General features: G+C 51.8%; 25 protein-coding genes. 16 read left to right on the top strand and 9 right to left on the bottom strand.

Annotation, left to right across the window (positions count from 1 at the left end; genetic code table 11):
• The first annotated feature begins 2 nt into the window (after positions 1-2).
• The 3 genes from AC5E51_RS10020 (at position 3) to AC5E51_RS10010 (ending at position 2,016) form a co-directional block, all read left to right on the top strand.
• Positions 3-425, top strand: a complete 423-nt coding sequence (locus AC5E51_RS10020) for a group I truncated hemoglobin (protein WP_068435155.1) — start codon at positions 3-5, stop codon at positions 423-425.
• A 122-nt stretch (positions 426-547) separates the two neighbouring features.
• Complete coding sequence (tpx, locus tag AC5E51_RS10015; RefSeq protein WP_068435157.1) at positions 548-1,042, top strand: thiol peroxidase; 495 nt, start codon at positions 548-550, stop codon at positions 1,040-1,042.
• 98 nt (positions 1,043-1,140) lie between these two features.
• Positions 1,141-2,016, top strand: a complete 876-nt coding sequence (locus AC5E51_RS10010; RefSeq protein ID WP_068435159.1) for an alpha/beta hydrolase — start codon at positions 1,141-1,143, stop codon at positions 2,014-2,016.
• A 71-nt stretch (positions 2,017-2,087) separates the two neighbouring features.
• Here the strand turns inward: AC5E51_RS10010 and AC5E51_RS10005 are convergent, their stop codons facing one another.
• Both AC5E51_RS10005 and AC5E51_RS10000 read right to left on the bottom strand, forming a co-directional pair.
• Positions 2,088-3,866 carry a sodium:solute symporter family protein gene (locus tag AC5E51_RS10005; protein WP_068435161.1) on the bottom strand — a complete coding sequence of 593 codons (1,779 nt, stop codon included), beginning with the start codon at positions 3,864-3,866 and terminating at the stop codon, positions 2,088-2,090.
• A gap of 12 nt (positions 3,867-3,878) precedes the next feature.
• The gene (locus AC5E51_RS10000; RefSeq protein ID WP_068435164.1) at positions 3,879-4,148 is read right to left on the bottom strand and encodes a DUF4212 domain-containing protein; all 270 of its coding nucleotides are present in this window, start codon (positions 4,146-4,148) and stop codon (positions 3,879-3,881) included.
• A 162-nt stretch (positions 4,149-4,310) separates the two neighbouring features.
• Between AC5E51_RS10000 and AC5E51_RS09995 the strand changes: the two genes are divergently transcribed.
• Positions 4,311-4,952, top strand: a complete 642-nt coding sequence (locus AC5E51_RS09995) for a MarC family protein (RefSeq protein WP_068435166.1) — start codon at positions 4,311-4,313, stop codon at positions 4,950-4,952.
• Here AC5E51_RS09995 and AC5E51_RS09990 read toward each other — a convergent pair.
• Positions 4,872-7,205, bottom strand: a complete 2,334-nt coding sequence (locus AC5E51_RS09990) for an efflux RND transporter permease subunit (protein WP_068435168.1) — start codon at positions 7,203-7,205, stop codon at positions 4,872-4,874. The genes AC5E51_RS09995 and AC5E51_RS09990 overlap by 81 nt on opposite strands.
• 125 nt (positions 7,206-7,330) lie before the next feature.
• Between AC5E51_RS09990 and AC5E51_RS09985 the strand changes: the two genes are divergently transcribed.
• Positions 7,331-8,710: a deoxyguanosinetriphosphate triphosphohydrolase gene (locus AC5E51_RS09985; RefSeq protein ID WP_301378131.1), complete on the top strand. Its 1,380-nt coding sequence runs from the start codon at positions 7,331-7,333 to the stop codon at positions 8,708-8,710.
• Here AC5E51_RS09985 and AC5E51_RS09980 read toward each other — a convergent pair.
• The gene (locus tag AC5E51_RS09980) at positions 8,698-9,714 is read right to left on the bottom strand and encodes an alpha/beta fold hydrolase (RefSeq protein WP_068435170.1); all 1,017 of its coding nucleotides are present in this window, start codon (positions 9,712-9,714) and stop codon (positions 8,698-8,700) included. The genes AC5E51_RS09985 and AC5E51_RS09980 overlap by 13 nt on opposite strands.
• Before the next feature lie 180 nt (positions 9,715-9,894).
• Here AC5E51_RS09980 and lepB point away from each other — a divergent pair, with 180 nt between their 5' ends.
• From lepB to AC5E51_RS09955, 5 genes are all read left to right on the top strand, one after another.
• On the top strand, positions 9,895-10,725 hold the full coding sequence (gene lepB / locus AC5E51_RS09975) for a signal peptidase I (RefSeq protein WP_068442025.1): 831 nt from the start codon (positions 9,895-9,897) through the stop codon (positions 10,723-10,725).
• Between the two features lie 274 nt (positions 10,726-10,999).
• Complete coding sequence (locus AC5E51_RS09970; protein WP_068442029.1) at positions 11,000-11,395, top strand: glutaredoxin family protein; 396 nt, start codon at positions 11,000-11,002, stop codon at positions 11,393-11,395.
• 143 nt (positions 11,396-11,538) lie between these two features.
• The gene (locus AC5E51_RS09965; RefSeq protein ID WP_491778527.1) at positions 11,539-13,590 is read left to right on the top strand and encodes a M6 family metalloprotease domain-containing protein; all 2,052 of its coding nucleotides are present in this window, start codon (positions 11,539-11,541) and stop codon (positions 13,588-13,590) included.
• A gap of 29 nt (positions 13,591-13,619) precedes the next feature.
• Positions 13,620-14,216: a rhombosortase gene (rrtA, locus tag AC5E51_RS09960; RefSeq protein ID WP_491778526.1), complete on the top strand. Its 597-nt coding sequence runs from the start codon at positions 13,620-13,622 to the stop codon at positions 14,214-14,216.
• Positions 14,188-14,733 (top strand): NUDIX domain-containing protein, encoded by a 546-nt coding sequence (locus tag AC5E51_RS09955; RefSeq protein ID WP_301179993.1) that lies wholly within the window; start codon positions 14,188-14,190, stop codon positions 14,731-14,733. Before rrtA ends, AC5E51_RS09955 begins: the two co-directional genes overlap by 29 nt.
• A gap of 57 nt (positions 14,734-14,790) precedes the next feature.
• Here AC5E51_RS09955 and AC5E51_RS09950 read toward each other — a convergent pair whose 3' ends face one another.
• Together AC5E51_RS09950 and AC5E51_RS09945 are read right to left on the bottom strand one after the other, a co-directional pair.
• Entirely contained in the window at positions 14,791-15,936 is a 1,146-nt protein-coding gene (locus AC5E51_RS09950) for an AraC family transcriptional regulator (RefSeq protein ID WP_068442040.1), read from the bottom strand.
• A 133-nt stretch (positions 15,937-16,069) separates the two neighbouring features.
• Positions 16,070-16,768: a hypothetical protein gene (locus AC5E51_RS09945; RefSeq protein WP_301179991.1), complete on the bottom strand. Its 699-nt coding sequence runs from the start codon at positions 16,766-16,768 to the stop codon at positions 16,070-16,072.
• A gap of 253 nt (positions 16,769-17,021) precedes the next feature.
• On the opposite strand from AC5E51_RS09945, the gene AC5E51_RS09940 reads away from it, so the two are divergent.
• On the top strand, positions 17,022-17,441 hold the full coding sequence (locus tag AC5E51_RS09940; protein ID WP_308790797.1) for a SpoIIAA family protein: 420 nt from the start codon (positions 17,022-17,024) through the stop codon (positions 17,439-17,441).
• 53 nt (positions 17,442-17,494) lie between these two features.
• On the opposite strand, the gene AC5E51_RS09935 is transcribed toward AC5E51_RS09940, so the two are convergent.
• Entirely contained in the window at positions 17,495-18,370 is an 876-nt protein-coding gene (locus AC5E51_RS09935; protein ID WP_308790798.1) for a MaoC family dehydratase, read from the bottom strand.
• 178 nt (positions 18,371-18,548) lie between these two features.
• Here AC5E51_RS09935 and AC5E51_RS09930 point away from each other — a divergent pair, with 178 nt between their 5' ends.
• The 4 genes from AC5E51_RS09930 to AC5E51_RS09915 all read left to right on the top strand — a co-directional run bounded on the left by AC5E51_RS09930 (position 18,549) and on the right by AC5E51_RS09915 (position 21,867).
• Positions 18,549-19,568, top strand: a complete 1,020-nt coding sequence (locus AC5E51_RS09930) for an AraC family transcriptional regulator (protein WP_491778525.1) — start codon at positions 18,549-18,551, stop codon at positions 19,566-19,568.
• 130 nt (positions 19,569-19,698) lie between these two features.
• Positions 19,699-20,799, top strand: coding sequence for a DUF5610 domain-containing protein (locus AC5E51_RS09925; protein ID WP_491778524.1), 1,101 nt, complete (start codon positions 19,699-19,701; stop codon positions 20,797-20,799).
• 103 nt (positions 20,800-20,902) lie between these two features.
• On the top strand, positions 20,903-21,157 hold the full coding sequence (locus AC5E51_RS09920) for a glutaredoxin family protein (RefSeq protein ID WP_068442127.1): 255 nt from the start codon (positions 20,903-20,905) through the stop codon (positions 21,155-21,157).
• Positions 21,154-21,867: a hypothetical protein gene (locus AC5E51_RS09915; protein WP_297530519.1), complete on the top strand. Its 714-nt coding sequence runs from the start codon at positions 21,154-21,156 to the stop codon at positions 21,865-21,867. Before AC5E51_RS09920 ends, AC5E51_RS09915 begins: the two co-directional genes overlap by 4 nt.
• 83 nt (positions 21,868-21,950) lie before the next feature.
• Here AC5E51_RS09915 and AC5E51_RS09910 read toward each other — a convergent pair whose 3' ends face one another.
• Together AC5E51_RS09910 and topA are read right to left on the bottom strand one after the other, a co-directional pair.
• Positions 21,951-22,220, bottom strand: a complete 270-nt coding sequence (locus AC5E51_RS09910; protein ID WP_068440315.1) for a ComEA family DNA-binding protein — start codon at positions 22,218-22,220, stop codon at positions 21,951-21,953.
• Between the two features lie 197 nt (positions 22,221-22,417).
• On the bottom strand, positions 22,418-25,147 hold the full coding sequence (gene topA, locus AC5E51_RS09905; RefSeq protein ID WP_297530611.1) for a type I DNA topoisomerase: 2,730 nt from the start codon (positions 25,145-25,147) through the stop codon (positions 22,418-22,420).
• A 260-nt stretch (positions 25,148-25,407) separates the two neighbouring features.
• On the opposite strand from topA, the gene AC5E51_RS09900 reads away from it, so the two are divergent.
• Entirely contained in the window at positions 25,408-26,196 is a 789-nt protein-coding gene (locus AC5E51_RS09900; RefSeq protein WP_297530522.1) for a hypothetical protein, read from the top strand.
• Positions 26,197-26,198: the final 2 nt, after the last annotated feature.

The following is a 26,198-nucleotide window of genomic DNA, read 5'->3' as shown; positions in this document are numbered from 1 at the left end:
TCATGATTAAAAAATTGACTTGTATTGCTGCCTTGTTTACGGGCCTGGCCTGTTTCAATGTCGCTCAGGCGGATGATTATTATCAGGAGCTCGGTGGCAAAGAAGGCGTAGAGAAAATCGTTGATAATTTTATTAATGAAATATCTTTCGACCAGAACATCGTAAAGTTCTTCGAAGGCACGGATATCACCCGACTTCGAGAAAAGCTCATTGAGCAGTTCTGTCATGAAAGTGGTGGGCCGTGTGAGTATACCGGTGACTCCATGAAAGACGTTCATGCCGGCATGAAGATAACAAAGGCGGAGTTTAATCGGGTAGTCGAGCTGCTACAGGCAGCTATGGATGATGCAGGAACGCCTCAGACTGCTCAGAACCGACTGATACGCTCGCTGGCGCCTATGCGCCCCGATATCATTCATCAATGAGTTTGTTCCCGATGGTGAAAGAACTGTTTTGTCGCCATCGGGATTTTCTTTACTAAGAATGATTGAAAGACCTATCGAGCCATAGCATAGTAATCGTCCATTTCATCGATGTGAGACGACTCATGGCAACTGTTACTTTGCAAGGCAATCCTTTTTCAACGGCTGGTGAGCTGCCACCAGTAGGTTCAAAAGCGCCTGGTTTTACTCTTGCAGCCGCAGATCTCAGTGATCTGACTCTTGATAGCCTGTCGGGGAAGCGGGTTATTCTGAACATCTTCCCGTCTGTTGATACGCCTACCTGCGCTACTTCTGTGCGTAAGTTTAATGAGAAAGCCGCGTCGCTGGATAACGTTGTTGTTGTCTGTATCTCTGCTGATCTGCCCTTTGCGATGGCGAGATTCTGTGGCGCCGAGGGCATTGATAACGTACTCGTTGGTTCCACTTTCCGCTCCAGTTTTGGCGATAACTACGGCGTAACCTTCGTTGAAGGGCCGCTGACCGGGCTGCTATCACGCTCTGTTGTGGTTGTTGATACGGATGGCTCTGTGCTGCATATCGAACAAGTGGGTGAAACTGCCGATGAGCCGGATTACGACGCCGCTCTGGCCGTTCTTTGATTTACCAATAAGCTGAAAGCTGGCTGCTTACGAGGGCCGGCTTTTTGTATTTCTGATCTGGTTGATGTCGGATCTTTTACTCCTCAGGTTCAGAGTTAATGAAAAAATTGATCTGGCTCCCCATAGCCTCGATCTTAAGTGCATGTAGCCCATTGGGCCTCGTGAACGGAATTTCGAACGTTTACAACGCAGATCTTCGTAAAGACATCGCTTACGGTGAGCATGAACGCCACAAGCTCGATCTGTACCTTCCTGAGAAAAAAGAACGTCGTCCACCGGAAGAGAAGACACCAGTTATTCTCTTTTTTTATGGCGGCAGCTGGAATAGTGGCTCGCGCAGTGACTACCGTTTTGTCGGCCGGCGACTGGCCAGTGAAGGCTATATTGTCGCCGTTGCTGACTACCGTCTCTATCCGGAAGTGCGTTACCCCGAGTTTCTGTACGACAGCGCGGGAGCCGTCCGTAAGTTATCCGAAATAATCCGTTCCGGAGATCTTCAGGCATACAACCCTGACTCTAGAATGACTTTGGTTGGGCACAGTGCCGGAGCCTACAATGCGGCCATGATGGCACTGGATAAGACCTGGCTTGGGCGTGAGAATCTTGATCGTTCAGACGTCTTAAATGGCTGGGTAGGCATTGCCGGACCATACGATCTTTATCCGATCAAAATCGAAGAGGTGAAGCCTGTATTCTTTCATCCGGATTATCCGCCAGACTCAAATCCGATAGAGTTTGCTTCCGAGGCTGTCGTTCCCGCGCTGCTTCTGGTTCCAGAAGATGATGACCTGGTTGACCCGCAAAGAAACAGCTTTGCCATGGCAGACAAGCTTCAGGAAGCTGGTAAAGATGTCGCTATTCAGCAACTGGAAGGTACGTCCCACGTGACGATTATCGGTACCATGTCACCACTGTTGTTTTTTAAGGCAAGCAGTGCTGAGCCTGTTATCGAATTTGTCGAAACGCTGCGCTAACAGGCGATTGAAGATCCAAAAAAAAGCCCCGGCACTGCCGGGGCTTTTTTTGTGTAGAACCACTGCTTTAATCAGTGATCCTGAGCGCCTCCTGCACCTTTCGGTACGCGGATGTCTTCAACCATCTTACGGATATCGTCAGGCACAGGTGCCGTCATGTTCGATACCACAAAGGCCACGATGAAATTGAGCAGGGCACCAAGTGCACCAAACGCCTCTGGAGCAATACCAAGGAACCAGTTATCCGGAGTATTCGCCAGCAGTTCAGTGCCAGGAATAAACAGGAAGCCCTTGTAGCTGAAGATGTAGAGCAGTGTGCTCAGCAGGCCTGTCAGCATACCGGCGATTGCACCTTGCTTGTTCACCTTCGTCGAGAAGATACCCATCATCAGCACTGGGAAGATCGAGGAAGCAGCCAGACCGAAGGCCAGAGCCACTACCTGTGCTGCGAAACCCGGAGGGTTCAGGCCAAGGTAGCCCGCCACCAGAATTGCACCGGCCATCGCGATACGCGCTGATAAGAGCTCGCTCTTCTCACTGATGCCTGTCATAAAGGTACGCTTCAGCAGGTCATGAGAGATCGCTGTTGAGATCGCCAGAAGCAGGCCGGCAGCGGTCGACAGTGCAGCGGCAAGACCACCGGCAGCGACGAGAGCAATCACCCAGTTCGGCAGCTTCGCGATTTCAGGGTTGGCCAGTACCATGATGTCACGGTCGACTTTCACCATCTCGTTACCTTTCCAGCCGTACTCAGCTTCTGCTTTTGCAGCAAACTCAGCATTGCCATCGTTGTAGTACTGAATACGACCATCACCGTTCTTATCTTCGAACTGCAGCAGGCCGGTATTTTCCCAGTTCTTGAACCAGTCAGGACGTTCTTCATACACCAGGTTGCCTTGTGGGTCACCGACTTCACCATGTTGAATAGTGTTGGTCAGGTTCAGACGAGCCATAGAACCTACCGCAGGCGCAGTGGTATACAGGATCGCAATGAACAGCAGAGCCCAGCCAGCAGAGGTACGTGCGTCGCTCACTTTAGGTACAGTGAAGAAACGAATGATGACGTGTGGCAGACCGGCTGTACCCAGCATCAGAGACAGCGTATACATCATCATATTGAAGGTACCACCTTTCTGAGCCGTGTATTCCGCAAAACCCAGGTCAACCAGCGTCTGGTCGAGTTTCAGCAGCAGCGGTGTACCGTCAGCCGTGTCACCGATCAGGCCCAGCTGAGGCAGAGGGTTACCGGTCAGGTTCAGTGAGATAAAGACCGCAGGGACGGTGTAAGCGAAAATCAGTACACAGTATTGCGCGATCTGTGTATAGGTAACACCTTTCATACCACCGAGTACGGCGTAGAAGAATACGATTGCCATACCTGAATACAGGCCGGTCGCGTAGTCCACGTCGAGGAAGCGGGAGAAGGCCACACCGATACCTTTCATTTGACCAATTACGTAGGTCAGCGAAGCGACGATCAGACAGATCACTGCCACGATACGGGCGGTGCTTGAATAGAAACGGTCACCGATAAAGTCAGGCACAGTGAACTTACCGAACTTACGCAGGTAAGGTGCAAGGCAGAGTGCCAACAGCACATAACCACCGGTCCAGCCCATCAGAAAGATAGAGGCGTCGTAGCCTTTAAAGGCAATCAGACCCGCCATGGAGATAAATGACGCGGCTGACATCCAGTCCGCGGCCGTTGCCATACCGTTGGCGACCGGGTGAATACCGCGGCCAGCCGCATAGTACTCACCTGTCGTTCCGGCGCGAGCCCAGATAGCGATACCGATGTAGAGTGAGAACGTCAGTCCCACTACGATATAGGTTAAGGTTTGCAGATCCATATCAGGCTCCTCTTATTCGTCATCATCAACGCCGAACTCACGGTCGAGTTCGCGCATTTTTTTGGCGTAGAAAAACACAATGCCAAGGAACACATAGATGGACCCCTGTTGTGCGAACCAGAAGCCAAGGCCAACGCCACCGACTGGAATTGCGTCCAGCACAGGGCGTAACAGAATGCCGAATCCGTATGAAACGACTGCCCAGATCACCAGCAGTACGAACATCAGATTCAGGTTTTTACGCCAATAGGCCTTTTTGTCTTCATCAGATCGGAAAGCCATAACCCACTCCTCGTTTTTATTGGTACTTCACCAAACTAGCCTTGAGGGATGTCGCAGAACAGCTAGACCTTGGTATTAACGCCCGGATTACGGGCATTCACTGGAGTCGACTTTGGGGGAGTGCTAGAGTCAAAGTTGAACAGGATAAAACAAGGTTGAGTTGTGCTAGAAATCGCTGCAATCACACTGGCCACGCTGTTTGCGACGGTCAGTCCGATTGATATTTCCGCTATTTTTGCGGCGTTAACATCTGAATATTCGGATCAGAAACGTAAGAAAACGGCGATCCGGTCTGTTGTGGTTGCGACTATAGTCTTACTCATTTTCGCCATCCTGGGTGAGGCCTTGTTGTCCGTTCTGGGAATTTCGATGGCCTCATTACGTACTGCCGGTGGCATTATTTTGCTGTTGATTGGCATCGAAATGGTGTTTGCGAGGACTTCGGGGGCCAGCAGTACAACCGAACTTGAGGACGAAGAAACACAGGAGCGTCAGGATGTTTCTGTGTTCCCCATGGCATTGCCTCTGATTGCCGGGCCCGGAAGTATGGGGGCCGTTATGCTGATGATGGCCCACGCCAGCGATATTTATCAGCAAGCCACCGTGGTTGTGTGCATTCTGGCCATTATGATTCTGACGTTGATCTGTCTGTTTGCTGCAACTCCGATTACCCGCTTGCTGGGGGTAACCGGAATGCATGTGATTATGCGGGTAATGGGGGTATTACTGTGCGCTCTGGCCGTTCAGTTTATCTTTGACGGCATCATCGAGAGTGGATTGCTGGCGCCGGTCCACCAGGAGTAGCAGTGGCGGCAACAGCAGAAAGTCGATGATCAGTGCAACGGCAATAGTCAGTGCCAGTAAGAGTCCCATCGCCCGGCTTGGCTGGAAGTGTGAAAACTCCATAACGGTGAAACCACCGACCAGAATTGCTGACGTGATTAGCAAGGCGACGCCGACTGTCTGGAAGGCATACCGAATCGCATCCTCGACATTCCGACCCAGAGTCACGCGCGCGTAGTTGTACTTACTCAGAAAATGCACGGTATCGTCGACGACGATCCCCAAAGAGAGGCAGGCAACCACTGAGGTGGCGGTGTCGACGTGTCCCACCAGAATACCCCAGAGCCCATAGGCCATCAGAGCAGGGAAAACATTCGGCACCATGCTGATGACGCCAAGACGGAACGAGCGCAGCGCGGCAACCATCAATAACGAAATCAATACCAATGCCAGTGCCGTTCCTTCCAGCATCGACGATACATTACGGTGTGTCAGGTTGGCGAACACCACATCCAGACCCGTTGTCTCGGTAATATTAAGCAGTGGCGCATGTGTCTTTGCCCACTCGACCGCGCGTGCTTCCAGCTCCCGGATACTCGCTGAGTCAGTGCGCTCAAGCGTCGCGCTGAGTCGAGTCGCACTGCGGTTACTGGTCATGGTCGTTTCAAGTCCCAGCCCCATTGGTAAAGACAGCTCATACAGCAGAAGGTACTGTGCCGCAGCTTCGGATGATTCAGGTATCCGAAACCACTCATCATTATTCTGATGCAGATTTTTATTCAGGCGTTTGATGGTGTCAGTCAACGAGCTGACATGGACGACACCGGGTTGTTGTTCCAGCCATTGATCAAATCCATCCAGCTGATGTAAAAAATCGACTTGATTAATACCATCATTTTTCTGTGAGTCGGCGACAAAGTAGAGAGCATGAAGCCCCTTCAGTGACTTATCGATATTGTCGACGGTCCGCCGGACTTCGAATGATTCATCAAAAAATTCATGCCAGCGCTCGGTAATAATATTGCGGTTGGCCATAGTGGCACAGCCAGCGACGACCGCCAGCATGACAATGAAGAGTACTTTGTGATGGCGTATAACTCTGTCAGCGAAGGTATCCATCCAACGGTGCTGGCCCTTTGATTTAAAGCGGTCTGGCGCCGGCAGTATCGTTAACGCTGCGGGTAAAAATGTAATGGTCAGGGCCCAGGCGACCATGACGCCGACGGCGATCATATTCCCCATATCGCGGTAGGGGGGAGAATCGCTGGTGTTCAGAGCGAGGACGCCGACCATGGTGGTAATGCTGGTAATAAATACCGGCGCAAAATTAATCCGTAAGCTATTCAGCAGCGCCTCACGTTTTTCTTCACCTTCACGTAAGTGAAAGTAATACGACACCAGAATATGAATGGTATCTGCGACGGCGATGGTCATGATGGCAGTAGGCACAAAACCCGTAGGGGGAGTGAGTGTATATCCCGCCCAGCCGAATAAACCCATAGTGATCAGGACCGACATGCCAATAAGCGCCGTGACCAGAACGACGCCTGAAATGGTTCTGAGCATAACCAGCATAATGACCAGCATCACAGCAAAAGATATGACCAGTAGCGAGCTGATGTCCTGACCGATGGCTTCACCCATAGTCACATTGGACGTTGCAGAGCCGCCTAGCTCGATCAGAAACCCTGGGTAATCCGGGCGTGTAGAATCGAGAAGTTGCCGTGCGGCGTCGACGGCGTCCAGTGAGGCTTGTGAGGATTCTCCATCCGGTAAAAAGAGCGTAAGGTTTATTCCGGTAACTTCACCGTTTTCACTGATGGTTTTTAGTACCAGGTCGGAGTGATTGATGGCTTTTTGTTGAAGCTCAGATAAGTTTTCTGGCAACTCATCCATGCGGTAAAAATTATCGATAATCAGTTCATCGCCATCGACATCCGTATTCTGAAAATTATGAAGTGAATCGACACGCTGTACGTGCGGCAGCGTCCAGGCCTCCTCTGTAAGTAGTTCAATAAGGCTCAGACCTTCTTCTGAAAACAGAGATTGATCGACAGAAGACACGAGAATATAAAGATTATCCTGTCGGGAAAATCGTTTCTCCATAGCTTCAAAGGCGCGTAATTCAGGGTTTTTTTCGCTGAAATACGCGCGAAAGTCGCTGGTGAATGTCAGCTCTTTAACGCCACTGCCAGTAGCAATAAGAGCCAACAGAACAGTAAACAGAGTAATAAGGGGGTTACGAAGTATCAGTTCAAAGTAACGATTCAGCATGTCGCCTGCTTAAAGAATATAGAATTTTTTCTGAGCATAACGCTGATCAGTGTGTGATCAAGGTGATTAAGGGACATATAACTGCAAGCCAGCGCTGAGTGACGTTATACTCCGGAGTACAAGCCATGTCAGTGAAGTTGTTTATGGAATCTCAGGAAAAATCGCAATCGGGCCAGAGAATGAGCTGGGAACGCCTGTTCTCTCCGATCCGCTTTGGTGAACATCAGGGCAGCCTGGCGCTTGAGAGTGGCCGGACGCCATTCCATAAAGATTACGACCGAATAATCTTTTCTTCAGCTTTCCGTCGTCTCGACAGAAAAACTCAGGTGCATCCGCTGAGTGAGAATGATCATGTTCATACGCGACTGACACACAGCCTGGAAGTTGGTTGTGTAGGGCGTTCGCTGGGTATCCGAGTAGGGCAGATGCTGGGTAAGCAGTTGCCCGGTCATGTGGATGCCAGTGACGTCGGTGCTATGGTTCAGGCCGCGTGTCTGGCTCACGATATCGGTAACCCTCCGTACGGACATACGGGGGAAGATGCTATCCGGCATTTTTTTGTCGATCCCCGTAATGCGCATTTTCTTGAGGGGCTCAGCCCTGATGAAGCTGCTGATCTGCAGACCTATGAAGGTAATGCTCAGGGCTTCCGTATTGTTACTCAGGTGGAGTACCACAGATTTGAGGGAGGTATGCGTCTGACTTACGGGACACTTGGCGCTTTTCTCAAATATCCGTGGACGGTCGACTATGTTGTGCGCGGCGAGGAAAAGAAATTCGGCTGTTTTAATACGGAGCTGCCGGTTCTGAAAGAGGTCGCTTCCAGTCTGGGGTTGTTGCCGACAGGTAAAAACGCCTGGTGCCGCCATCCCCTGGTGTATCTGCTCGAAGCAGCCGACGACATCTGCTACGGCCTGATTGACCTTGAGGACGGTATTGAGCTTGGCTTGCTGCGGTATGAGGAAGTGGAGAACCTGATTCAGCCACTTCTGATTGAGCAGTGGGAGGTAATCCTCGATGACCTTGAGAAAGCAGATAACCCTCGTCGTCGCCTGCAGATGTTACGTGGTCAGGCGATGGAGGCCATGGTTAATGCTGTGGCAAGCGCGTTCATCCGCCAACAGGAGGCTTTGCTGACGGGAACACTGGAGGGCAGCATTATTGATTATTGCCCGGACGAGGTCCGGAATCTGGTTGGCGGAGCCAAGCAGATGGCGCGGGAGCGAATTTTTAACGACAGTCGCAAGCTTGCGATCGAGGTCGGGTCCTATGCCACTCTGTCTGTGTTACTGGAAAACTTTCTGGGTGCTGTGCGCGAGAATGTTCAGACAGGCAAGGCGACATTCCGTAACCGGCGGATCATTGAGCTGATGGGACGGTCAGCCCCGGGCGCTGACTGGACCTTGTATGAAGCCTACATGCGGGCACTCGACTACATCTCAGGCATGACCGACAACTACGCCGCAGAAATGGCGCGTCAGTTCAGTGGATATCAGCCGGACTGATCCGGCTTATCCAGTGGCTCGAGCCATTCCATCGGGTCACTGCTGTCTTCATTGGCTGCCTTCTTCGAGGGAATTTCAGTACGCTTTTTCTTCTTCAGCTTTTGCTGCCACTCCGTGTTTGCACGGTTCAGGTGCTTGATCAGTAAGCGACTCAGTTTTGGCACCAGAGCCTCAGGAAAGTCGTGCCCCATGCCAGTAATCACCCTTAGTTTGGCTTTGGATATCAGCGAGGCTGTTTCGATGCCCATGGTGACCGGAATCAGTGGGTCATCAGCACCATGAATCACCAGGGTGCGTGCTTTTATCTTCTGCAGCAGGCGTCGGCGGTCACCGGCGTGAGTGATTGCTACGAGCTGGCGTTTAAAGCCCAGAGGGCTCGATGTCCGCTCCCAGCTGGTTTCTGCCAGACGTTGTATTTCTGCTTCTGACATGGGGTAGCCGGGGCTGCCTATCACCTCGCTCATCCGGGTGATGTATCGGAAGTGCTCATCTCTGTTGCGCTGTAAAGGCCGTCGGGCGAGTTTAAGCATTACCTGTAATTGGCTTACTGGCACTTTTGGCGCTGACGCTGACGACATGATGGAGGTCAGGCTTCGGACCCGTTTGCGTTTCTTCGCTGCCAGAATCTGCGCAATCATACCGCCCATCGAGGCGCCGATGAGATGAGCGCTGGGCAGTCCAAGTTCATCCATCAGGGCTACCACATCGCGGGACATATCCTTGAGGGTATACGGGACGCGCGGCTTACGGTTCAGACGGCGTCCCAGCCACACCCGGATAAGACTTGGGTTGCCGTGCTCGTCGAGAGAGGTCGATGCTCCTGTGTCACGGTTATCGAAGCGGATGACGCGAAAACCGGCGTCGACTATACGCTGACACAGTGAGGTTGGCCATACGTGCATCTGCGCTCCCAGTCCCATAATCAGGATGACGGGCGGCGCATCTTCTGGCCCCATGGATTCGTAGGCCAGCTCTATACCATCTCGAGTACATATTCGGGTCATTAGGACGTTACCTGGCCTGAGCGTGTTTCAGGCCTTATTCGGGTGGCTATCAATTACACCGCCAGTTAGAATGCCAGACCTAACAGCGGACAGACACGCCTGCAAATCTGCGTCCTCAGCAGTGTTGCATGGGCCGACCTCTAGTCTAGCGTAAGCCTGCAGCAGGAATATGACACTTTTATGGAACTTGATTTACCCCTGATTCTCATGGTGGCCACGGGCCTGACGGGTCTTGTCGTATTGGTTGATCGACTTTTTCTTCGCCGTAAACGTCAGCAGCGTGTTGATGCGCTGGAGCAAAGCGGTGCATCTCAGCAGAATATCCTCGAAGCAACGAAAGAGCCGTTTCTGATTGACCAGTCCCGGCAGTTCTTTCCTGTGCTGGCACTGGTCTTTGTCTTGCGTTCGTTTGCGTTTGAGCCCTTTCAGATACCTTCAGGCTCCATGGAGCCCGGCCTTCAGGTCGGTGATTTTATTCTGGTCAGTAAGTTCAGCTATGGCCTGCGGGTGCCGGGGAACGGGTCTACTATTATTCCTGTAGATCAACCTCAGCGTGGTGACGTTATGGTGTTTTTCCCACCGGAAGACTCGCGTTACTTCATTAAACGCGTTATCGGTTTGCCGGGTGACCACATCGTTTACAAGGATCTGCGTTTGACTATCAACGGTGAGCCTGTGCCGACAGAAGTATTGGGCGGCAAACCTGCCTATGCGCCGACCATGGTGCTCGGTGAAGAGACCATGGACAACGCGACCCCTGTGGTTAAGTGGCTGCCCGGGCGTGATCGGGAGACAGGGCAGGCTGCACTCTGGGGTGGTCCTGAAGGTGAGTGGACGGTTCCTGATGGCCACTACTTTATGATGGGCGATAATCGCGGCAACAGCGGAGACAGCCGTATGTGGGGCTTCGTACCGGAGAAGAACATTGTGGGTAAGGCGGTGGCTGTCTGGATGCACTGGGAATCCTGGACGAGCCTGCCATCGTTCGACCGTGTCAAAGTGATTGAGTAATGGCGAAAAAGAAACCATGCAAGTTCTGCCAGCGGTCGCGCTGGCTTCTTGTGGTCACTATGTTGGCCATGATGCTCGGTGTGGTTTTAGTTAATCATTCGACCTTCGGCGCATAATTGACCGAAATTGAATAAATATTTTCCTCAAGGGGTAGTAATCCTTACGCCCATGAATAGAATGCCCGCAGTTGGTGAGCAAAGATGCTTACCGGCACAGGGTTGGCCAGCAGAGCCCTGTTTTTTCAGAATCAGACCATAGGTCCCATGACGCAGTTATGAATCTGACGAGACATATCAAAGGCAAAACACTCGGTCTGGTAGACCGATTCCTTCCGGTTAAGCCGATCGAGCGACCTGCAGAAGAACAGACTCTGCTGAATCGCGAATCCCGCAGAATGCACCTTTACTATTCCAGGCAGTGCCCATCGTCGATATCGGTTAAGCGCTATTTAGAGAGAGCCGGGCTGCATCCAGTGACCAAAGAAGTCGAACGCGCTGATGCCTATCGCAATGAATTGGTGAAAGGCGGCGGTGAGAGCCGGGTTCCCTGTCTGAGAATATGTACCCGAAGTGGCGATCGTTGGATATACAGCCCTGAAGCCATTATTAACTACCTCGAAAAACGTCTGGGAAAACTGGGTACATGTCAGTCCCCGAAGGCGCCTCTATAAGTAAATGATCAATTGTTCAGTTAACGCAATCTGTTAAGTGTTGTGGTCTGGTACCGCAATTGTGTGAAACTGTTACACCCGCCTGAAAAAGTGGCCTGACACGTCTAGAGTTAAAGCGAAGACGTTTTTACCGGGCCTTCTCAATGATTCGAATCATTTTCCTCAGTCTGTTCCTCACTGGGTGGCAGCTGGGGCATGCTCAGACTCCGCCTGCTCTGGAGTGGGCGGATCTGCACTTGCTGAACGGCGATAGCCACAGGGTTATGCTGTTAGGCTCTCGTTCCGCGCCTTACATGATGCTTGAGGACGGGCGTTATCTTGTCGAACAGCAGGGTATTTATTATCTTGCGCGTCTGCAGAACAATCGTTACGCCACAAGTACAGGGGAAGAATTCGGCCGGTCAGCATCCTATCAGGAGCCTGAGGAGAAGGAAGCACGCCAGGCGAGCAGTACTGTCAGCGCTCAAGCCAATCCTCCTGTGCGAACGCCATACCGCTACGAGGGAGGTGCCTTCGAACAGCCGCTGGTTGTTATTCGTGTGGCTTTTTCTGATCAAGGGTTCGAGTACAGTGATGCTGAGATCTCCTCACGAATTTTTGGCGCTTCTGGGAGTGTCTCTTCCTATTTTTATGAGGGGTCAGGTCAACAATTCCGCATTGTGCCTGCCAGTGAGTCCGACGGCACCAGTGGCGATGGCATTATTCGCACAACGCTTAGCAGCGCGCATCCTGACTTCGGTTCCTCTTATGGTACACAGAGCCGTAACCTGGTGACATCCGCGCTTCAGGCATTGAATGGCAAGATTAACCTCAGTTCTTATGATCGCAATGGTGATTCCTGGCTCGATCCTTCTGAACTCGGGGTGATCGTTCTTGCAGCGGGTTTTGAGCAAGCGTACGCCAGCTCTGCTACAACTCATCCTCGTGTCTGGGCTCATAAGTCTTCTGTACCTGCGGTCAATACCGCTGGGGTCTGGATTTCTGAGTACACCATGTTTGGTGAGCAACACGAGCAACACATGGCGACTATCGGTCTGATGGCCCATGAGCTTGGTCATCTCCTGTTTGACTTGCCAGATCTCTACGAGAGTATCGGGCTGGGTGAATCGATCGGTCGCTGGGGATTGATGAGCTTCGGTATCTGGAACTCTGGCGGTGGCAAAGCAGGAGATAAGCCGGCGCACCTGATAGGTTGGTCACGAGAGTTTCTGGGGTTTACTGACAGTGTGTCGGATACGGGGGGGATTTTCCTCAATTCAGCCAGTGACGGTGGTGAAGTGCTGCGTATTGATCTTGATGAGTATCGTCATGGCAAGCGCCTGATGGTCGAGAACCGAACTCGTCAGGGCTTTGACAGTGGCTTGCCTTCACCAGGTTTGATGATTACAAAGATAGATGATTGGCGAGGGTTCGGGTCATTGTCCAGCCTGACTGCGCGACACTCCCAACGTCTGGTGATCGCCGAAACCACGCATACCGGCTCGAATATAGTGACCGACAGTAGCGGCATCATGATAGAAAGCGCCTCTTCTGTAACTCTGGCTGATGGCAGGGTGACTTTGACGGCCGTTGCATCCGGTGACCGCGCTCAGCTGAATGTGCAGTCGAGTATTAAACCCAAAGGCTTTGCCATTGGCTATGACGAGCTTCCCGCGAATGCAACCTGGGGAGCCTACGGTGGTGATGGTTACGCACTGGTTACTGTACCAGTCAGTAGTGATGTTCTGAGTATTGATGGCATTGATTTCTATGCTCACGGTTCGGGTACGGTGGAATTCGGCTTATATACCAGCGCCTCACGGTACTCGGGTGAAGGGCGTCTGGTTGAGAAGAAGAGCAGTGTTCAGGAGGGCTGGAATCGTCTGCTGTTTGATTCTCCGCCTGAAATTCCGGTCGATACTATTTACCTTCAGATCATTAGTGAGCCTTCGGGTCAACATGCCCCCTTCCTGGTTGATATTCAGGGGACTCCCAGTGGAAAAACCAAAGTCAAAGAAAGGCTGGATTATGCCTTCGCGGACGCTAGCTTTGACCTGAGCGTGAAGCTTCTTGTCAGCAGCAGTGACCAACCGATTGAACGTGCCCCTGCGACCGCCAGTTCATCCTCCTCCTCGTCATCTGGCGGAGGAGGCTCTATGGGCTTGCTGTGTCTTGTACTTAGCCTCGGATTGCTGAGAAGACGACCGCTTAGGTGATACACTGCCTCTTTTTCAGAGGCATTGGTGTGCAACATTTCCTCGCATGGTCGGTATGGCTTGGTATTGGCCTTTTATCCGCTGTCGTTTTCGGTGCTGGTGAAGCGGCCACTGAGCTTTTGCGCTTTGACCGTACAGCCGTAGAGGGCGGCGATTGGTGGCGATTACTCACTGCCCACTTCGTTCACCTTTCTTCTGGTCACCTCCTGCTTAACTTGGCGGCGCTTGCTCTGGCAGCGTATGTTGCCTCGCCCGCAACACCCTTGCGCATGCAAATTCTGGCGTGGGGATGGCTCTGTTTCGCGACGGGGCTCGGCCTGTATCTGTTCGCCGATGATCTTTATTACTACGTCGGTCTCTCCGGTGCCCTTCATGGTGCGATGCTGATCGCGATTGCTCCATCCCCATACTATTCCCTGAAAGTCCGTATCACCGTTGTGCTTGTTATCGTCGTTAAGGTGCTCTGGGAGCAGTCGGGTTTTTACGACGACATGGCAAATGCAGACATGGTCGGTGGCCGTACAGAGGCCAGATCGCATTTGTTGGGTGTCATTGCAGGCCTTATCTGGATAGCGCTATCACAGAGTTGGAAACACTATGAGCGAAGAAAATCCCTGGAAAACTAAGTCTGTTACAACGACTTATGAAAACCCCTGGATTAAGGTGGAGCATCATGACGTTCTGAATCCCGCTGGTAATCCGGGGATATACGGAACAGTGAGCTTTAAGAACAGAGCCGTAGGCGTTGTTCCTATCGCCGACAACGGCGACACCTGGCTGGTGGGGCAGTATCGTTTTCCGCTGCAGGAATATCACTGGGAGATTCCCATGGGCGGCGCACCCAAGGGGGAATCCCCCGAAGACTGCGCGCTCAGAGAGTTGCGTGAGGAAAGCGGGCTGATTGCAGAATCGCTCATACCCATAGGGCGTGTACATCTGAGTAATTGCATAACCGATGAGGAGGGGCTGCTCTTTGTTGCGCAGGGTCTCACTGAAGGGCCAAGTGAGACTGAGGAGACAGAAGTGTTGACATTACGTCGCCTGCCGTTTGAAGAGGCGTTTCAGATGGCCCAGGATGGTCGCATTACCGATGTACTTTCGGTACTTGCACTGACGCGTATCCGGTTATGCGGCATCGCCTGATCACGATGGTGATCAGGCGGTACAACTCACTGATAAGGGACCGTCGCCAACCCTTTATCAGTGGACGAGTGCGACTTTCTGGCGGAATCTCTGTCGATATTGAGCCGGTGACATATTCATCTCTTTGATGAATATCCGGTCCAGAGTTCTGCGTCCTGAGAGACCGATATTGAGAGCAATCTGCTCAATTGGATCTTCCGAGTCGGTCAGCATCTTCTTCGCCATTTCCAGGCGAACCTGAGTAACGATCTGTTTCAGCGAGGTATCCTCGCGGTGCAGGTGTCGGTTCAGAGTCCGGGCGCTGATATGAAAGTATCCCGCTACTTCCTGTTGGTTGGCGTTCAGACGAACCTTCTCTTGCAACAGGGCTTTGCGAATGCGGTCAGCCAGGGAGCCGGACCGGGCCAGTTTACGGTATTGCTCTTCGACTTCCCGTTTCATCATATTAAGGATGTGCGGGTTGGTGTTATGTAGCCCCTCATCCAGTGCCCCTGCAGAAAGCAGGATAGCGCACTCTCCGGAGTTGTAATTCAGCTTCGCATTCCATAACTGCGCCTGAGCCTGCTGATATTGGGTTGCAGGATAGGGCAGGTTAATGCCAAGCAAATTCAGTCGATTACCGCACAGTTGACGCATCCAGTTGAGCAGAACACTGAGCATCAGCTCAGAGCGGTGGCGCTGATCAGACATGTACGCAGACTCGCCGACAGGCAGCTTCACCTTGATGGTGCCCTCGCGGGTACGCGTGACATTGATTTCGAGGAGATCGCTCAGCAGGGGAGCAAACTTCTCCATATAGTAGAGTGCTTCGCGCAGAGTATTGCTGCATAGAAACAGATTCTGTAACTGACAACTGCTCTGAGTATTAAACTTGTGCGGCGGGTGAACACACAGCGCTTCATTGCCTGACTGACGGATCAGTTTTGCAATGACATGGTCTGCATCTTCAACCGGAATCCGGCAATCATTATCTTTGAGCTGTTTAACGACGCGCTGTATATCAGCATCCTGCTCGGCCAGCTGATCAATCGACCGGATACCTGAGTTCTCGATCACCGGGCGGATTAACGCTGCTGAGACGTAACCTTTATCCATGTTCATACGCTGGTAACTATTATTGGGATTGTTGTTATTCAACGTCTGCTTTGCCGGACTTTCCTGGTCCCACAGCAGACAACCATTGCATGGTATACCGGGTGACAAAAATTGTCACCTGTTACCTCGAGTAGCACTTTGTAGGCAGCGAGGTACAAACCGGCCTATACGACATCAAATGAAACCCTTAGTTCCCTAAGGGTTATCAATTGTTTGTAGACAAGTTACGCCAATCTATTGATCAGAATTCGTACTGTAGACCGAGGCTGTATAGAAAGAAGCTGGTAGGCTCAATATAAAAGCTGTCGAGAGAGGTGGACTCAATCTCTGCGCGAACATTCAGACCTGCCCAGGGATTCCACAGAAGACCGGCACCAGTAATCAGTTCGACACCGGATGTCTCGTTTTTACCTGCGTCTTCCTTAACGCCATAAGTACCGTCGCCGTAGTAAGTAATACGGGTTTTCTCTACGTCGGCAATCCAGGCACTGGCTCCGCCCTTAATAAAGAAGTCGAGAGTTTCGGTGTACTCGAAGTTATAGCGCAGATTCACCAGGATACTACGTGCCTGATAACTTTCGGGGCCAGTGTAGATGGTTTCGCCTGGCACGCCGTTATCGTTACTGTTGCGATCTACATCGCCCTGACTTGCACCACTCAGAAGAGGCGCAATGGTTGGGTCGTCTTCAAACAGAATGGGTGACGGATCTTTGTAGGACATTTCACCAAAGTCCATCAGGCCGAATTCCAGAGACAGATTTTCAGTAATGTTGGGGCCGAAAACGATTTTGGCTGCGAAATCTGTTTCGTCGATGTCACTGGTCTGGATGTAAGACCCTGTCATCCCCAGAAATCCCCCATAGCTTTCTGATTCAGCAGCACTGGCTGTAACACCAGATATTGCCAGAGTGAGCGCTGTCAGTGTGGCAGAGATACGCATGATGTATATCCATTCTTGTTATTGTTGGGCCATCTTTCCACGGAAACTGATTCAGGTTTCAGTAGTCGGCAGTACACCGCATAATAACAATGATGTGATTAACTTACAGTCCCCAGAGCGCATTATTTAACCTGTTTTGAAGATTGCCTTCCGAAGTTGATATTTAATAATGAGAAAGTGCATCTGGATGGTTTTCATTCTCGTTTTTTTGCGATAGGTTGTTATCAATTGTTTTTTTATAACTGATTGAAATATGACAGTTCGAGACACTGGCGCAGGGGCAGCGCCGGAAATAAGAGTTGAAAATGATATTGTGGTGCACGATCTGACGGGCATCAGTCACTTGAGTCTCGAATTAATGCGCACTCTCTACAAGCAGCGCGTGCACAGGGCCGGCATGTCACCCAAGCTGGTCGCTATCATTGCTCCAGATGTTCTTACTGTTGATTTCGAAGTTCAGATATACGCATCAAACCCCTTAGTACAAGCCTCTACCAGGGCCGTTGCTGTGATCGGTGATTCGTTTATGCTGCAACACCTTACCTCGATGTTTCTGTCGTACCATGCGCCAGCTTATCCCGTCAGGCTTTTCAGTCATTACGACGATGCGATGCAGTGGTTGTCTGGTGGAAACCCTGTGAGTTCTGATGATGAGATTGTAGGGGATAAGTAAGTGCCCGGTTGAGCCCGGGCACTGATCAGTACGTGGCTGTACTGTCGTTCGGTTTATAGGGCTTTAATGTAGCCTGCAAGGTGGACATCGTCGTTGCGGGTTGCCGCTACTTCGAAGTCAATTTCCTGATCTTTTTTGCCTGAGTGCAGCTCCACTTTGGCTGGCAGGAAAATCGGACGTTTAAATTCAACGTAGATTTCTGCGGCATCTGAGCCCAGCATCTTGTGAACGCTCGCTGCAGCGCGACCTTTAGTCCACATACCGTGAGCAAGGTGACGTTTGAAGCCGAACGCTTTGGCAGCGATAACGCCCCAGTGAATAGGGTTCGGGTCACCGGCAATAGGACCATACTTCAGGCCGAGGTTTGACGGCAGGGTCCAGGTTTCGCTGTCAGTGTACTCAGGATTCTCCGGGAGAACCTGCTCGGCTTCTTTCTTCTCGACGCCTTTGCTTGGCAGTAACGCCAGGTACGTGCTGAGGCCTTCCCAGACAAGCTCCATACCCACACGGATTTCGGTGCGAAGGCTGACCTCCAGACCTTTGTGTGTGCGGTTTGAACCAGCAAAGAAAGCACGCACGTCAAGCGCTTCGCCCAGCTTGATGCCGCGGTGCTGGGTGATCTTATTGGTCACGTGAACCATTCCCATAATCCCTAGTGGGAAGGAACGATGCAGCATCAGCTCCATGTGCAACTTGAACGCAGCGACGTGCGGATAGGTAATCGGCAGCAGTTCGCTCTTGGTATCGAAGCCACAGATACTGGCGTAATCTTTGACGTTTTTTTTGCTTGGGACGTGGCCGTAAATGACCGCATCCATATTTGGCAACTCAGGGTTGCGGATGTTGGTGTTGCGTGAAAACGCAGAGCGCACAGTGTGATTTGCAACGCTCGGAAGCTTTTTTAACTCAATACGGGTAGCGTGATACATAAATAAAGTCCTGAAAAAACTCTTTTTTGACACATATCAAGCCAGATAGTAGGCCGGCCAGAGCGGATCACCATTGGCGCAATCACTCGGGTTCTGCGTCAGATCGGTCAATAAGGCTTGCAGACGGCCGAGTATCTGGCAAAATCGCACTCTCTTCTTTTTGGAATATCAAACACTTATGTCTGGTGGAATGGCTGAATTGCGTGACTCCGGCATTATGATCCAGCTGGCGCATCATGCGATGTTAAAGATGGGGATCAATGCTGATGAAGTCTGGCAGCGCCTGGGCGTTACGCCTGAGGTTCTGCAGGACCGCAATCTGCGTACTCCGCATGACGCTCAGATTATTTTCTGGAGTGTGATGGAGGACGTCTCCGGGGACCCGGATATTGGTATTCACCTCGGCGAAAACATGCCTGTCTACAAAGGACAGGTGTTGCAGTACCTCTTTTTGTCGAGTCCAACTTTCGGAGAAGGGCTGAAACGGGCGTTGAGTTACCAGCGTCTGTTGAGCGATGCCTCTCAGGCGAGTATTGAGATCGATAGCCATCAGGCATCTGTAAAAGTTGAATCAGCCAGTGACAAAGTGACCGGCCTTCGTCACCTTAATGAATGCATGGTTCTTGGGCTGGTGCGCTTCTTTGAGTATGTGACCGACGAGCAATTCCGCCCGGCAGCAATTGAATTTACGCATCCAGCACCAGAGAATTGCGCAGAACACCACCGTATTTTTGATTGCGATGTGCGTTTCGGGTGCAGTGAAAACCGTATCCGGTTTGATGACAGTCTTCTGGATCTGCCGTCACTGCATGCCGAACCTGAGTTACTGCAACTGCATGAAAAACTAGCCAGTGAGCACGTTGCCAAGCTGGAGCGTCAGGACGTCGTCTCGCGTGTGTACAAGGTTTTTGGTGAAGTACTCGAGACAGGTCGGGTCAATCTTGATGATGTGGCGGGGCGTCTGGACATGAAGCCCCGCACACTAAGAACGCGTCTGACTGAGGCAGGGACCAACTTTAATCAATTGCTCGCGGACTACCGCTGCAACCTGGCCAAGCGCCTGTTGTCAGGTACCGATGAAAGCATTGATGAGATCGTCTACCTCACCGGCTTTTCTGAACCCAGTACCTTCTATCGGGCCTTCAAGCGCTGGACAAATCAGACGCCGGTTGAGTATCGCAACATCCGCCGTAGCTGATTGATCTGCGTCATCCGGACAGCACACGCCAACTTAATGTAAATATTCGCTGAACAGGCGATTTCTACTCAAGAAAACAGCTCCGTGACCGATACAGAAGTCACATTCATCGGTTACTGCGGAGCTTGCTATGAACATTCCGTCCTTTTCATCATTCTCCAGTGCGGGTTTTCAGAACTACGGCAAGAGCCTGGGCAATCTTCAGCGGTCTCCGCAGGATTCGTCCCAGTCGCAAGGCGCAGTAAATCGTTTGGCACAGGCCGATAAGTCTGCTGAGGTAGCGAATACTAAGTCTGCCCAGCCTGTTTCTACCCAAAGCCCGGAAGTCACAGCGACCAATATACTTCGCCATGTCTATCAGAGTGTGGAAGGCCTTCGCGCAGAGGGAGCCTCCGAGGAGCGCATTGCTGAACGTCTGGAGGCGGCCCGCGAGGGGATCGCTAAAGGCTACGGTGAAGCGCGTGCAATTCTTGAAGACTTAGGTCGCCTTGATGAGTCTCTGGCAGCCGATATCGATAAGGGCGAAGCGCTCATTGCCGAAGGGCTGAAGCAGATTGAGGCCGGAGAGAAACCAGATTTACTGGCACCCAAAGTCCCTGAGCGTGATGACGCTCCGCAAAGCGCAGCCCCCACAGGTTTTACTCTTGCTGGCACCAGATCATCACAGAGCCTGTCGCTTGAGGTCGTGACCCGCGACGGTGACAAAGTGACGGTGAATTTTCGTCAGAAAGAGGGCGGCATCAGCCTGACTACGCCGGGTATGAGCCTCACTGCGAGTGCATTTTCCAGCCGGTTTGATATGCAGATTGATGGCAACCTTGATGAAGGTGAGCTTAACGCCCTGCAAACACTGTTCGAAGACGTGGGCAAACTGAGTGAGACTTTTTACGGTGGCGACCTGGGTGCGGCACTCGAGGAGGCCATGCAGCTAGGCTTTGATGGTAACGAACTGGCGTCTATGAGCCTGGAGCTGCGCCAGCGAAGCTTCTCGAGCGTTTCTCGTGCCTACGGGGAATCTGGCCCGTCGTTACCAACGCAGCGCCTTGAGTCGCAGCAGAACATGATTACCGACTACGTTAAGAGTTATACCGAAGCCCTGGATCGCGCGAGACCGCTTGCTGAGCCAAAAGATACCTTGCAGAAAATGCTCGAGGCGCTGGCTCCGGACGAATCTCGGCTGGACGCATTGCGCCAATTTAACGATGGTCTGAGTAAGCTGCTTAATCGTTGATTCTCTTCTGGCCGGATAGAAACCGGCCAACATGTCGCCAGATAGGATTACACGTCTGGCGGCGGTATACTTTCCTACCTGTTTTTATTTCGGTAAACCATCCTTGAGCTACGTTCTTCTTGGTACTTCCGAGTGCCACCTGTGTGATCAGGCTGCTGCAATTGTGACTGAGGGCGCAGAGGGCCTTGCGGTGACCGTATACATTGAAGATATTACCGATATTGAAGGTGGCGTAGATCTTTACGGTCTGCGGATACCTGTCCTTCGTAACGAAATAACGGGCGAAGAACTTAACTGGCCGTTTACGGCACTTGAGGTCCGCGCTTTGTTCAGCGCTTCAGATAAGGAATCAAAATGACCAGAGCATTGTTTTCTGTTTTTGCGGCAGCGGCCTTTTTGACGGGTTGCGCAAGTAACCAACTCTCTCCCAAAGGGGACGCTATTTTTTACGCGCTTCAGGCCGATACCATGATGAATACCTGGCGTTATGAATGCGCTGCGGTTAGTGGTCGCGCTAATTACGCCGCGGAAACTGCACGAGCAGACTGGTGGCAACGCAACGGTGATGCTGTCGAGGCTGCGGACTTCGGTCTCGCTTACAACCTGATTACCGTGACTGATACCCGTCTGGATACGGGAGCCCGGGTCGCCATGGGGCTCACCTGGGAAGTACAGGAACGCGCCGTGCAGACGGTGCGTAACAAGCTCGACGGCGCTTCCGATAAAGAAGCTCTGTGTGTGAAGATCCTTGGAGAATATCAGGCAGGCAAGTGGGATATTAAAGGCTCAGAGGATATTCAGCAGGCTCTGGCCAGTCTGGAGGCTACCGCTGCGAGTGAGCAGGGTACTTACCGTGAGCGCAAAGGCATGGTTGAAACAGCAACTGGTAAGCGTTACGGACGTTCGCTCTACGTTGTTGAAAAGCTGTCTGACCAGCAAAGCTGCGACCGCTCAGGTGTAAGCCTGATTAAAGGTGAGTGGCCTTACGAAATCTACAACGTTGAGTGTGATGATCAGCCTCTGAGTATTGTGCGTTGCGAGTGGGGTCGTTGCACTTTCGTTGAATAAGCTCCAGAGAGCTTGGGTTAAAAATATAAATAAAAGTAAAAAGGAGGCCGTAGCCTCCTTTTTATTGCCTGATTTTTCAGGTTTTACTCGAGGCTCAGCAATGGGCGGTTAGACTTCAGAATCGATTCGCCAATCCCTTTGACTTGAGTAAGGTCTTCGACCTTGCTGAACTCACCATGCTCGTTGCGGTGAGCAACGATGGCTTCTGCTTTCGTTTTACCAACGCCTTTTAATTCGCTGAGCTCTTCAGCAGAGGCTGTGTTGATATTGACCGGGCCGTTTGGCTCTTCGGCATGAACTGAAGAGAAGGCCAGGGAGATGGCAAGAGCGAAGAGAGCAATAAATCCTTTCATTTTTTATGTTTCCTTTTGTGATATCCGAAACCTGCGAACAGGTAAGTAGTTCTCTGAACTCAGAGACTTTCAGACTACCAGTGAGAAAACGATGAAAGATATAAGAAGAAATTATTAAAAAAAGGCCGCATTTAAGGCCTTTTTATGGGGCTTAAGGCGCCTTGATAGCACCTTTGGCCGTTCTTGTTGCAAGTGGCTTATTCAGCAGACTTTTTATCCGCCGCTTTTTTAGCCGCTGCCTTCTTAGCGGTAGTTTTCTTCGCAGCGGTTTTTTTCGTTGCAGCTTTTTTCGGGGCCGCTTTTTTCTTTTCAGTGATGTTCCACTGTTTGCCGTCCCAGGTTGCGCTCCAGCCGGTCGCTTTCCCTTCGCTTTCCGTCATCACGTATTGTTCTTTGGACTTACGGCTGTAGCGAATAATGGTCGGATTGCCATCGCTGTCTTTTTCCGGCGCACTCATCAGGAAGTGGTACTTAGGATCGATCTCATCTTTGTGAGGAATGATCTCTGATACCAGTGGTGCACGGGTTTCACGTTTGCGTGGGAACTGGCTGGCTGCGAGGAAAAGACCGCTGGCACCGTCACGTAGTACGTAGGTATCTTCCACTTTTTCGCATTGCAGCTCCGGCATCGGGACCGGGTCCATCTTAGGCGGCGCAGCTTCACCGTTTTTCAGCAGTTTACGCGTGTTCTTACACTCGTCATTAGTGCAGCCAAAGTACTTACCAAAGCGGCCAGACTTGAGCTGCATTTCAGAACCGCACTTGTCGCACTCGAGCGTTGGACCGTCGTAACCTTTGATGCGGAATTGACCTTCCTCAACTTCGAAGCCTTCGCAGTCCGGGTTATTGCCGCAGATGTGTACTTTGCGTTTTTCATCCAGCAGGTAACTTTCCATGGCGGCATCACAGATCTTACAACGACGCTTATCCATCAGGCGGCGGCTTTCTGCCTCGTCATCTTCGTCAGCGCTGATGACTTCATCACCGGGAATCAGGTTCAGTGTCTGGGTGCAGCGTTCCTTCGGTGGCAGGCTGTAACCTGAGCAGCCGAGGAATACACCGGTAGAACCATTACGAATCTGCATATGGCGACTACAGGTAGGACACTCAATGTCCGTGTCGACAGGATCGTTCGGACGCATGCCATTTTCACTGCCAGCTTCTTCCAGCTTATCGGTGAAGTCGTTGTAGAAGTTGTTCAGTACCGCCTTCCAGTTAGCATCACCGTCGGCGATTTCATCCAGCTTTTCTTCCATCGTGGCAGTAAAGCTGTAGTCCATCAGGTCGGTGAAGTTTTCTGTCAGACGACTGGTGACAATATCGCCCATCTTCTCAGCGTAGAAGCGTCGTCCTTTCAGGCTGACATAACCACGATCCTGAATGGTCGAAATAATCGAAGCATAGGTAGAAGGTCGGCCAATGCCACGCTTCTCGAGTTCTTTAACCAGCGCTGCTTCAGAGAAGCGTGGAGCAGGTTTAGTAAAGTGCTGCTTCGGTTCAAGCTCTTCCAATTTGAGAACATCACCTTCCTGAACGTCAGGGAGCAGAACATCATCGTCGCCCTTGCTGCCAGCAGGTGGCAGTACTTTAAGGTGACCGTCGAAGCGGATGACGCGTCCTTTCGTGCGAAGCTCATAGTCACCAGAGTGGACCGTAACGGTAGTGCTGGTGAATTTGGCATCGTTGGTCTGACAGGCGACAAAGCGGCGCCAGATCAGGTCGTACAGACGCTCGGCGTCCGGCTCCATGGAGGACAGGTCACCGGAACGCAGGCGGACATCAGAAGGGCGGATGGCTTCGTGCGCTTCCTGTGCGCCTTCTTTGCTGCTGTACTGGCGAGGATTATCCGGCAGGTACTCCGCGCCCAGTTTGTCGTTGATGTAGTCGCGAACGCTGGCCACGGCATCCTGGCTGAGGTTCGTTGAGTCCGTACGCATGTAGGTGATGTAACCGGCTTCATACAGGCGCTGAGCCAGTGTCATTGTTTTCTTAACGCTGTAGCCCAGACGGGTACTCGCGGCCTGCTGCAGCGTCGATGTAATAAAAGGTGCCGCAGGGCGGGAACTGGTTGGCTTGTCTTCGCGCTTGGTGACCTTGAAAGGCCCTTTGCGGATGATATCCAGTGCTGACGTTGTATCAGCCTCGTTGTTCGGGCGGAATTCTTTGCCGGCGGCTTTTACCACCTGGGCCCGCAGATCATCGCCACTGTCTGATTTCAGATTGGCAAAGGCTTCCCAGTACTCTTCTGGAATAAAGGCACGAATTTCACGTTCGCGTTCGACAATCAGGCGTACAGCAACGGACTGAACACGCCCCGCAGACAGGCCGCGGGCGACTTTTGCCCAAAGTAGAGGGGAAACCATGAAGCCAACAACACGGTCGAGGAAACGACGCGCCTGCTGAGCATTCACACGGTTGATGTTCAGCTCTGAAGGCTGTTCAAACGCCGCCTGAATAGCCTTCTTGGTGATTTCGTTAAACACCACACGACGGTATGGTTTTGATTCGCTGCCGATAACTTCCCGCAGGTGCCATGCAATGGCTTCCCCTTCGCGGTCCAAATCCGTTGCGAGATAGATCTGGTCGGCATTCTTGGCCAGACGTTGCAGTTCTTCGACGACTTTTTCTTTACCCGGGAGCACTTCGTAGCTGGCTTTCCAGTCGTTATCCGGATCAATACCCATCCGGTTAATCAACTGATCATGAGCCTTCTTCTTTCTATACTCGGCTTTCTCGTCGGGTGACATCTTGCGCGTCAGGGCAGCCTGTCGGGCACGTTCTTTCGGATCTGACTTGGTTGCTCCCCCCGAAGTGGGCAGGTCGCGGATGTGGCCGACACTGGATTTTACGATGAAATCTTTGCCGAGATACTTATTGATCGTCTTCGCCTTAGCAGGCGACTCCACAATCACCAGTGATTTGCCCATAGTCCGTTCAGATACCTTAATAGGGCGCGGGCACAGGATGCCAACGCCTGAAATTCCACTGACCGGCTTGATGAAGTCACCGGACAGGCTCAATTAGGCGACACTTTAAAACCAAAACATGGGGTGAGGTCAAGTCTCATGATCAGCGCAGTAAATCAGCGGACACTCAGAAACTTGCTAAACTTTGGTAGATCAACACCCTTTATTTAACTTTGCCACCTGTTGTCAGGAATAGCACAAAACATACGGAGTTGGAAAATATGTCGGCAATCGGACTGGTTCTGGCGATCGCTGTACCGCTGGCGTTACTCATGCTGGGTGCCGTTGTTTACAACCGTAACCTGCAGAAGAAGCAGGCGAAGCAGAATCAGGCGCGACTGATCCGCCAGAAGGCTGGAGACCTGCTCGAGGCGCTGGAGTACCTGATGCTGGTCGACAGTCACCGCGACATTCAGTCTGCCGTGCTTGAACGGGTGAAAGAGCTGTACGCGCTGGCAGCAAGCCAGGCTGGGGCCGAAGCAGGTAAGGGGGACTTTGATGCTGAACCTTACGAACAGAAAATCAAAGCGGATGGCCCTTTTCGCCGTGTTCTGAAGAGCGACCGCGAGCTGAAATACGGCCGCCGGCAATTCTCGGCAGTGCTCAAAGCACTTACCCTGATGGCAAAAAAGAAGCAGATTTCCGAGACGGCCATGGTCGAGTATCGGCGTTACCTAAAGATGACCCTGCTGGAGCGCGAGGTAGATACATACACCGCTCAGGGCGATGTTGCTGCTGGGCGGGGCGACATTGTCACTGCGGCAAATTATTTCAAAGCTGCGCGTAAACTTCTTATCGAGTTTGATATTCAGTTTCCTGAGAAGAATCAGAGAGTAAAGGCTATTGCCGAGAAAACGGCTGCGCTCTATCGCGGTGAGAAGAATGAGGTGCTCGACGAGCCCGACGGTCCGAACGACAATCTGTCCAAAGCACTCTCAAAGGAGGCTGCAGCGGAGACTAATGAGTTTGGTATGTCCAGCGATCCTGGCGCCGTCAAAAAACGCTACTAACT

Source organism: Thalassolituus sp. (assembly GCF_984348125.1).
The sequence above is the reverse complement of the archived record's forward strand: the minus strand, read 5'-3'. Positions and strand labels throughout refer to the sequence as shown.

Excerpts from the sequence above, each read along its gene's own strand:
- AC5E51_RS10020 (WP_068435155.1), top strand. The coding sequence starts at position 3 with ATGATTAAAAAATTGACTTGTATTGCTGCCTTGTTTACGGGCCTGGCC.
- tpx (WP_068435157.1), top strand. The coding sequence starts at position 548 with ATGGCAACTGTTACTTTGCAAGGCAATCCTTTTTCAACGGCTGGTGAG.
- AC5E51_RS10010 (WP_068435159.1), top strand. The coding sequence starts at position 1,141 with ATGAAAAAATTGATCTGGCTCCCCATAGCCTCGATCTTAAGTGCATGT.
- AC5E51_RS10005 (WP_068435161.1), bottom strand. The coding sequence starts at position 3,866 with ATGGATCTGCAAACCTTAACCTATATCGTAGTGGGACTGACGTTCTCA.
- AC5E51_RS10000 (WP_068435164.1), bottom strand. The coding sequence starts at position 4,148 with ATGGCTTTCCGATCTGATGAAGACAAAAAGGCCTATTGGCGTAAAAAC.
- AC5E51_RS09990 (WP_068435168.1), bottom strand. The coding sequence starts at position 7,205 with ATGCTGAATCGTTACTTTGAACTGATACTTCGTAACCCCCTTATTACT.
- AC5E51_RS09985 (WP_301378131.1), top strand. The coding sequence starts at position 7,331 with ATGTCAGTGAAGTTGTTTATGGAATCTCAGGAAAAATCGCAATCGGGC.
- AC5E51_RS09980 (WP_068435170.1), bottom strand. The coding sequence starts at position 9,714 with ATGACCCGAATATGTACTCGAGATGGTATAGAGCTGGCCTACGAATCC.
- lepB (WP_068442025.1), top strand. The coding sequence starts at position 9,895 with ATGGAACTTGATTTACCCCTGATTCTCATGGTGGCCACGGGCCTGACG.
- AC5E51_RS09970 (WP_068442029.1), top strand. The coding sequence starts at position 11,000 with ATGAATCTGACGAGACATATCAAAGGCAAAACACTCGGTCTGGTAGAC.
- AC5E51_RS09965 (WP_491778527.1), top strand. The coding sequence starts at position 11,539 with ATGATTCGAATCATTTTCCTCAGTCTGTTCCTCACTGGGTGGCAGCTG.
- AC5E51_RS09955 (WP_301179993.1), top strand. The coding sequence starts at position 14,188 with ATGAGCGAAGAAAATCCCTGGAAAACTAAGTCTGTTACAACGACTTAT.
- AC5E51_RS09945 (WP_301179991.1), bottom strand. The coding sequence starts at position 16,768 with ATGCGTATCTCTGCCACACTGACAGCGCTCACTCTGGCAATATCTGGT.
- AC5E51_RS09940 (WP_308790797.1), top strand. The coding sequence starts at position 17,022 with ATGACAGTTCGAGACACTGGCGCAGGGGCAGCGCCGGAAATAAGAGTT.
- AC5E51_RS09935 (WP_308790798.1), bottom strand. The coding sequence starts at position 18,370 with ATGTATCACGCTACCCGTATTGAGTTAAAAAAGCTTCCGAGCGTTGCA.
- AC5E51_RS09930 (WP_491778525.1), top strand. The coding sequence starts at position 18,549 with ATGTCTGGTGGAATGGCTGAATTGCGTGACTCCGGCATTATGATCCAG.
- AC5E51_RS09925 (WP_491778524.1), top strand. The coding sequence starts at position 19,699 with ATGAACATTCCGTCCTTTTCATCATTCTCCAGTGCGGGTTTTCAGAAC.
- AC5E51_RS09915 (WP_297530519.1), top strand. The coding sequence starts at position 21,154 with ATGACCAGAGCATTGTTTTCTGTTTTTGCGGCAGCGGCCTTTTTGACG.
- AC5E51_RS09910 (WP_068440315.1), bottom strand. The coding sequence starts at position 22,220 with ATGAAAGGATTTATTGCTCTCTTCGCTCTTGCCATCTCCCTGGCCTTC.
- topA (WP_297530611.1), bottom strand. The coding sequence starts at position 25,147 with ATGGGCAAATCACTGGTGATTGTGGAGTCGCCTGCTAAGGCGAAGACG.
- AC5E51_RS09900 (WP_297530522.1), top strand. The coding sequence starts at position 25,408 with ATGTCGGCAATCGGACTGGTTCTGGCGATCGCTGTACCGCTGGCGTTA.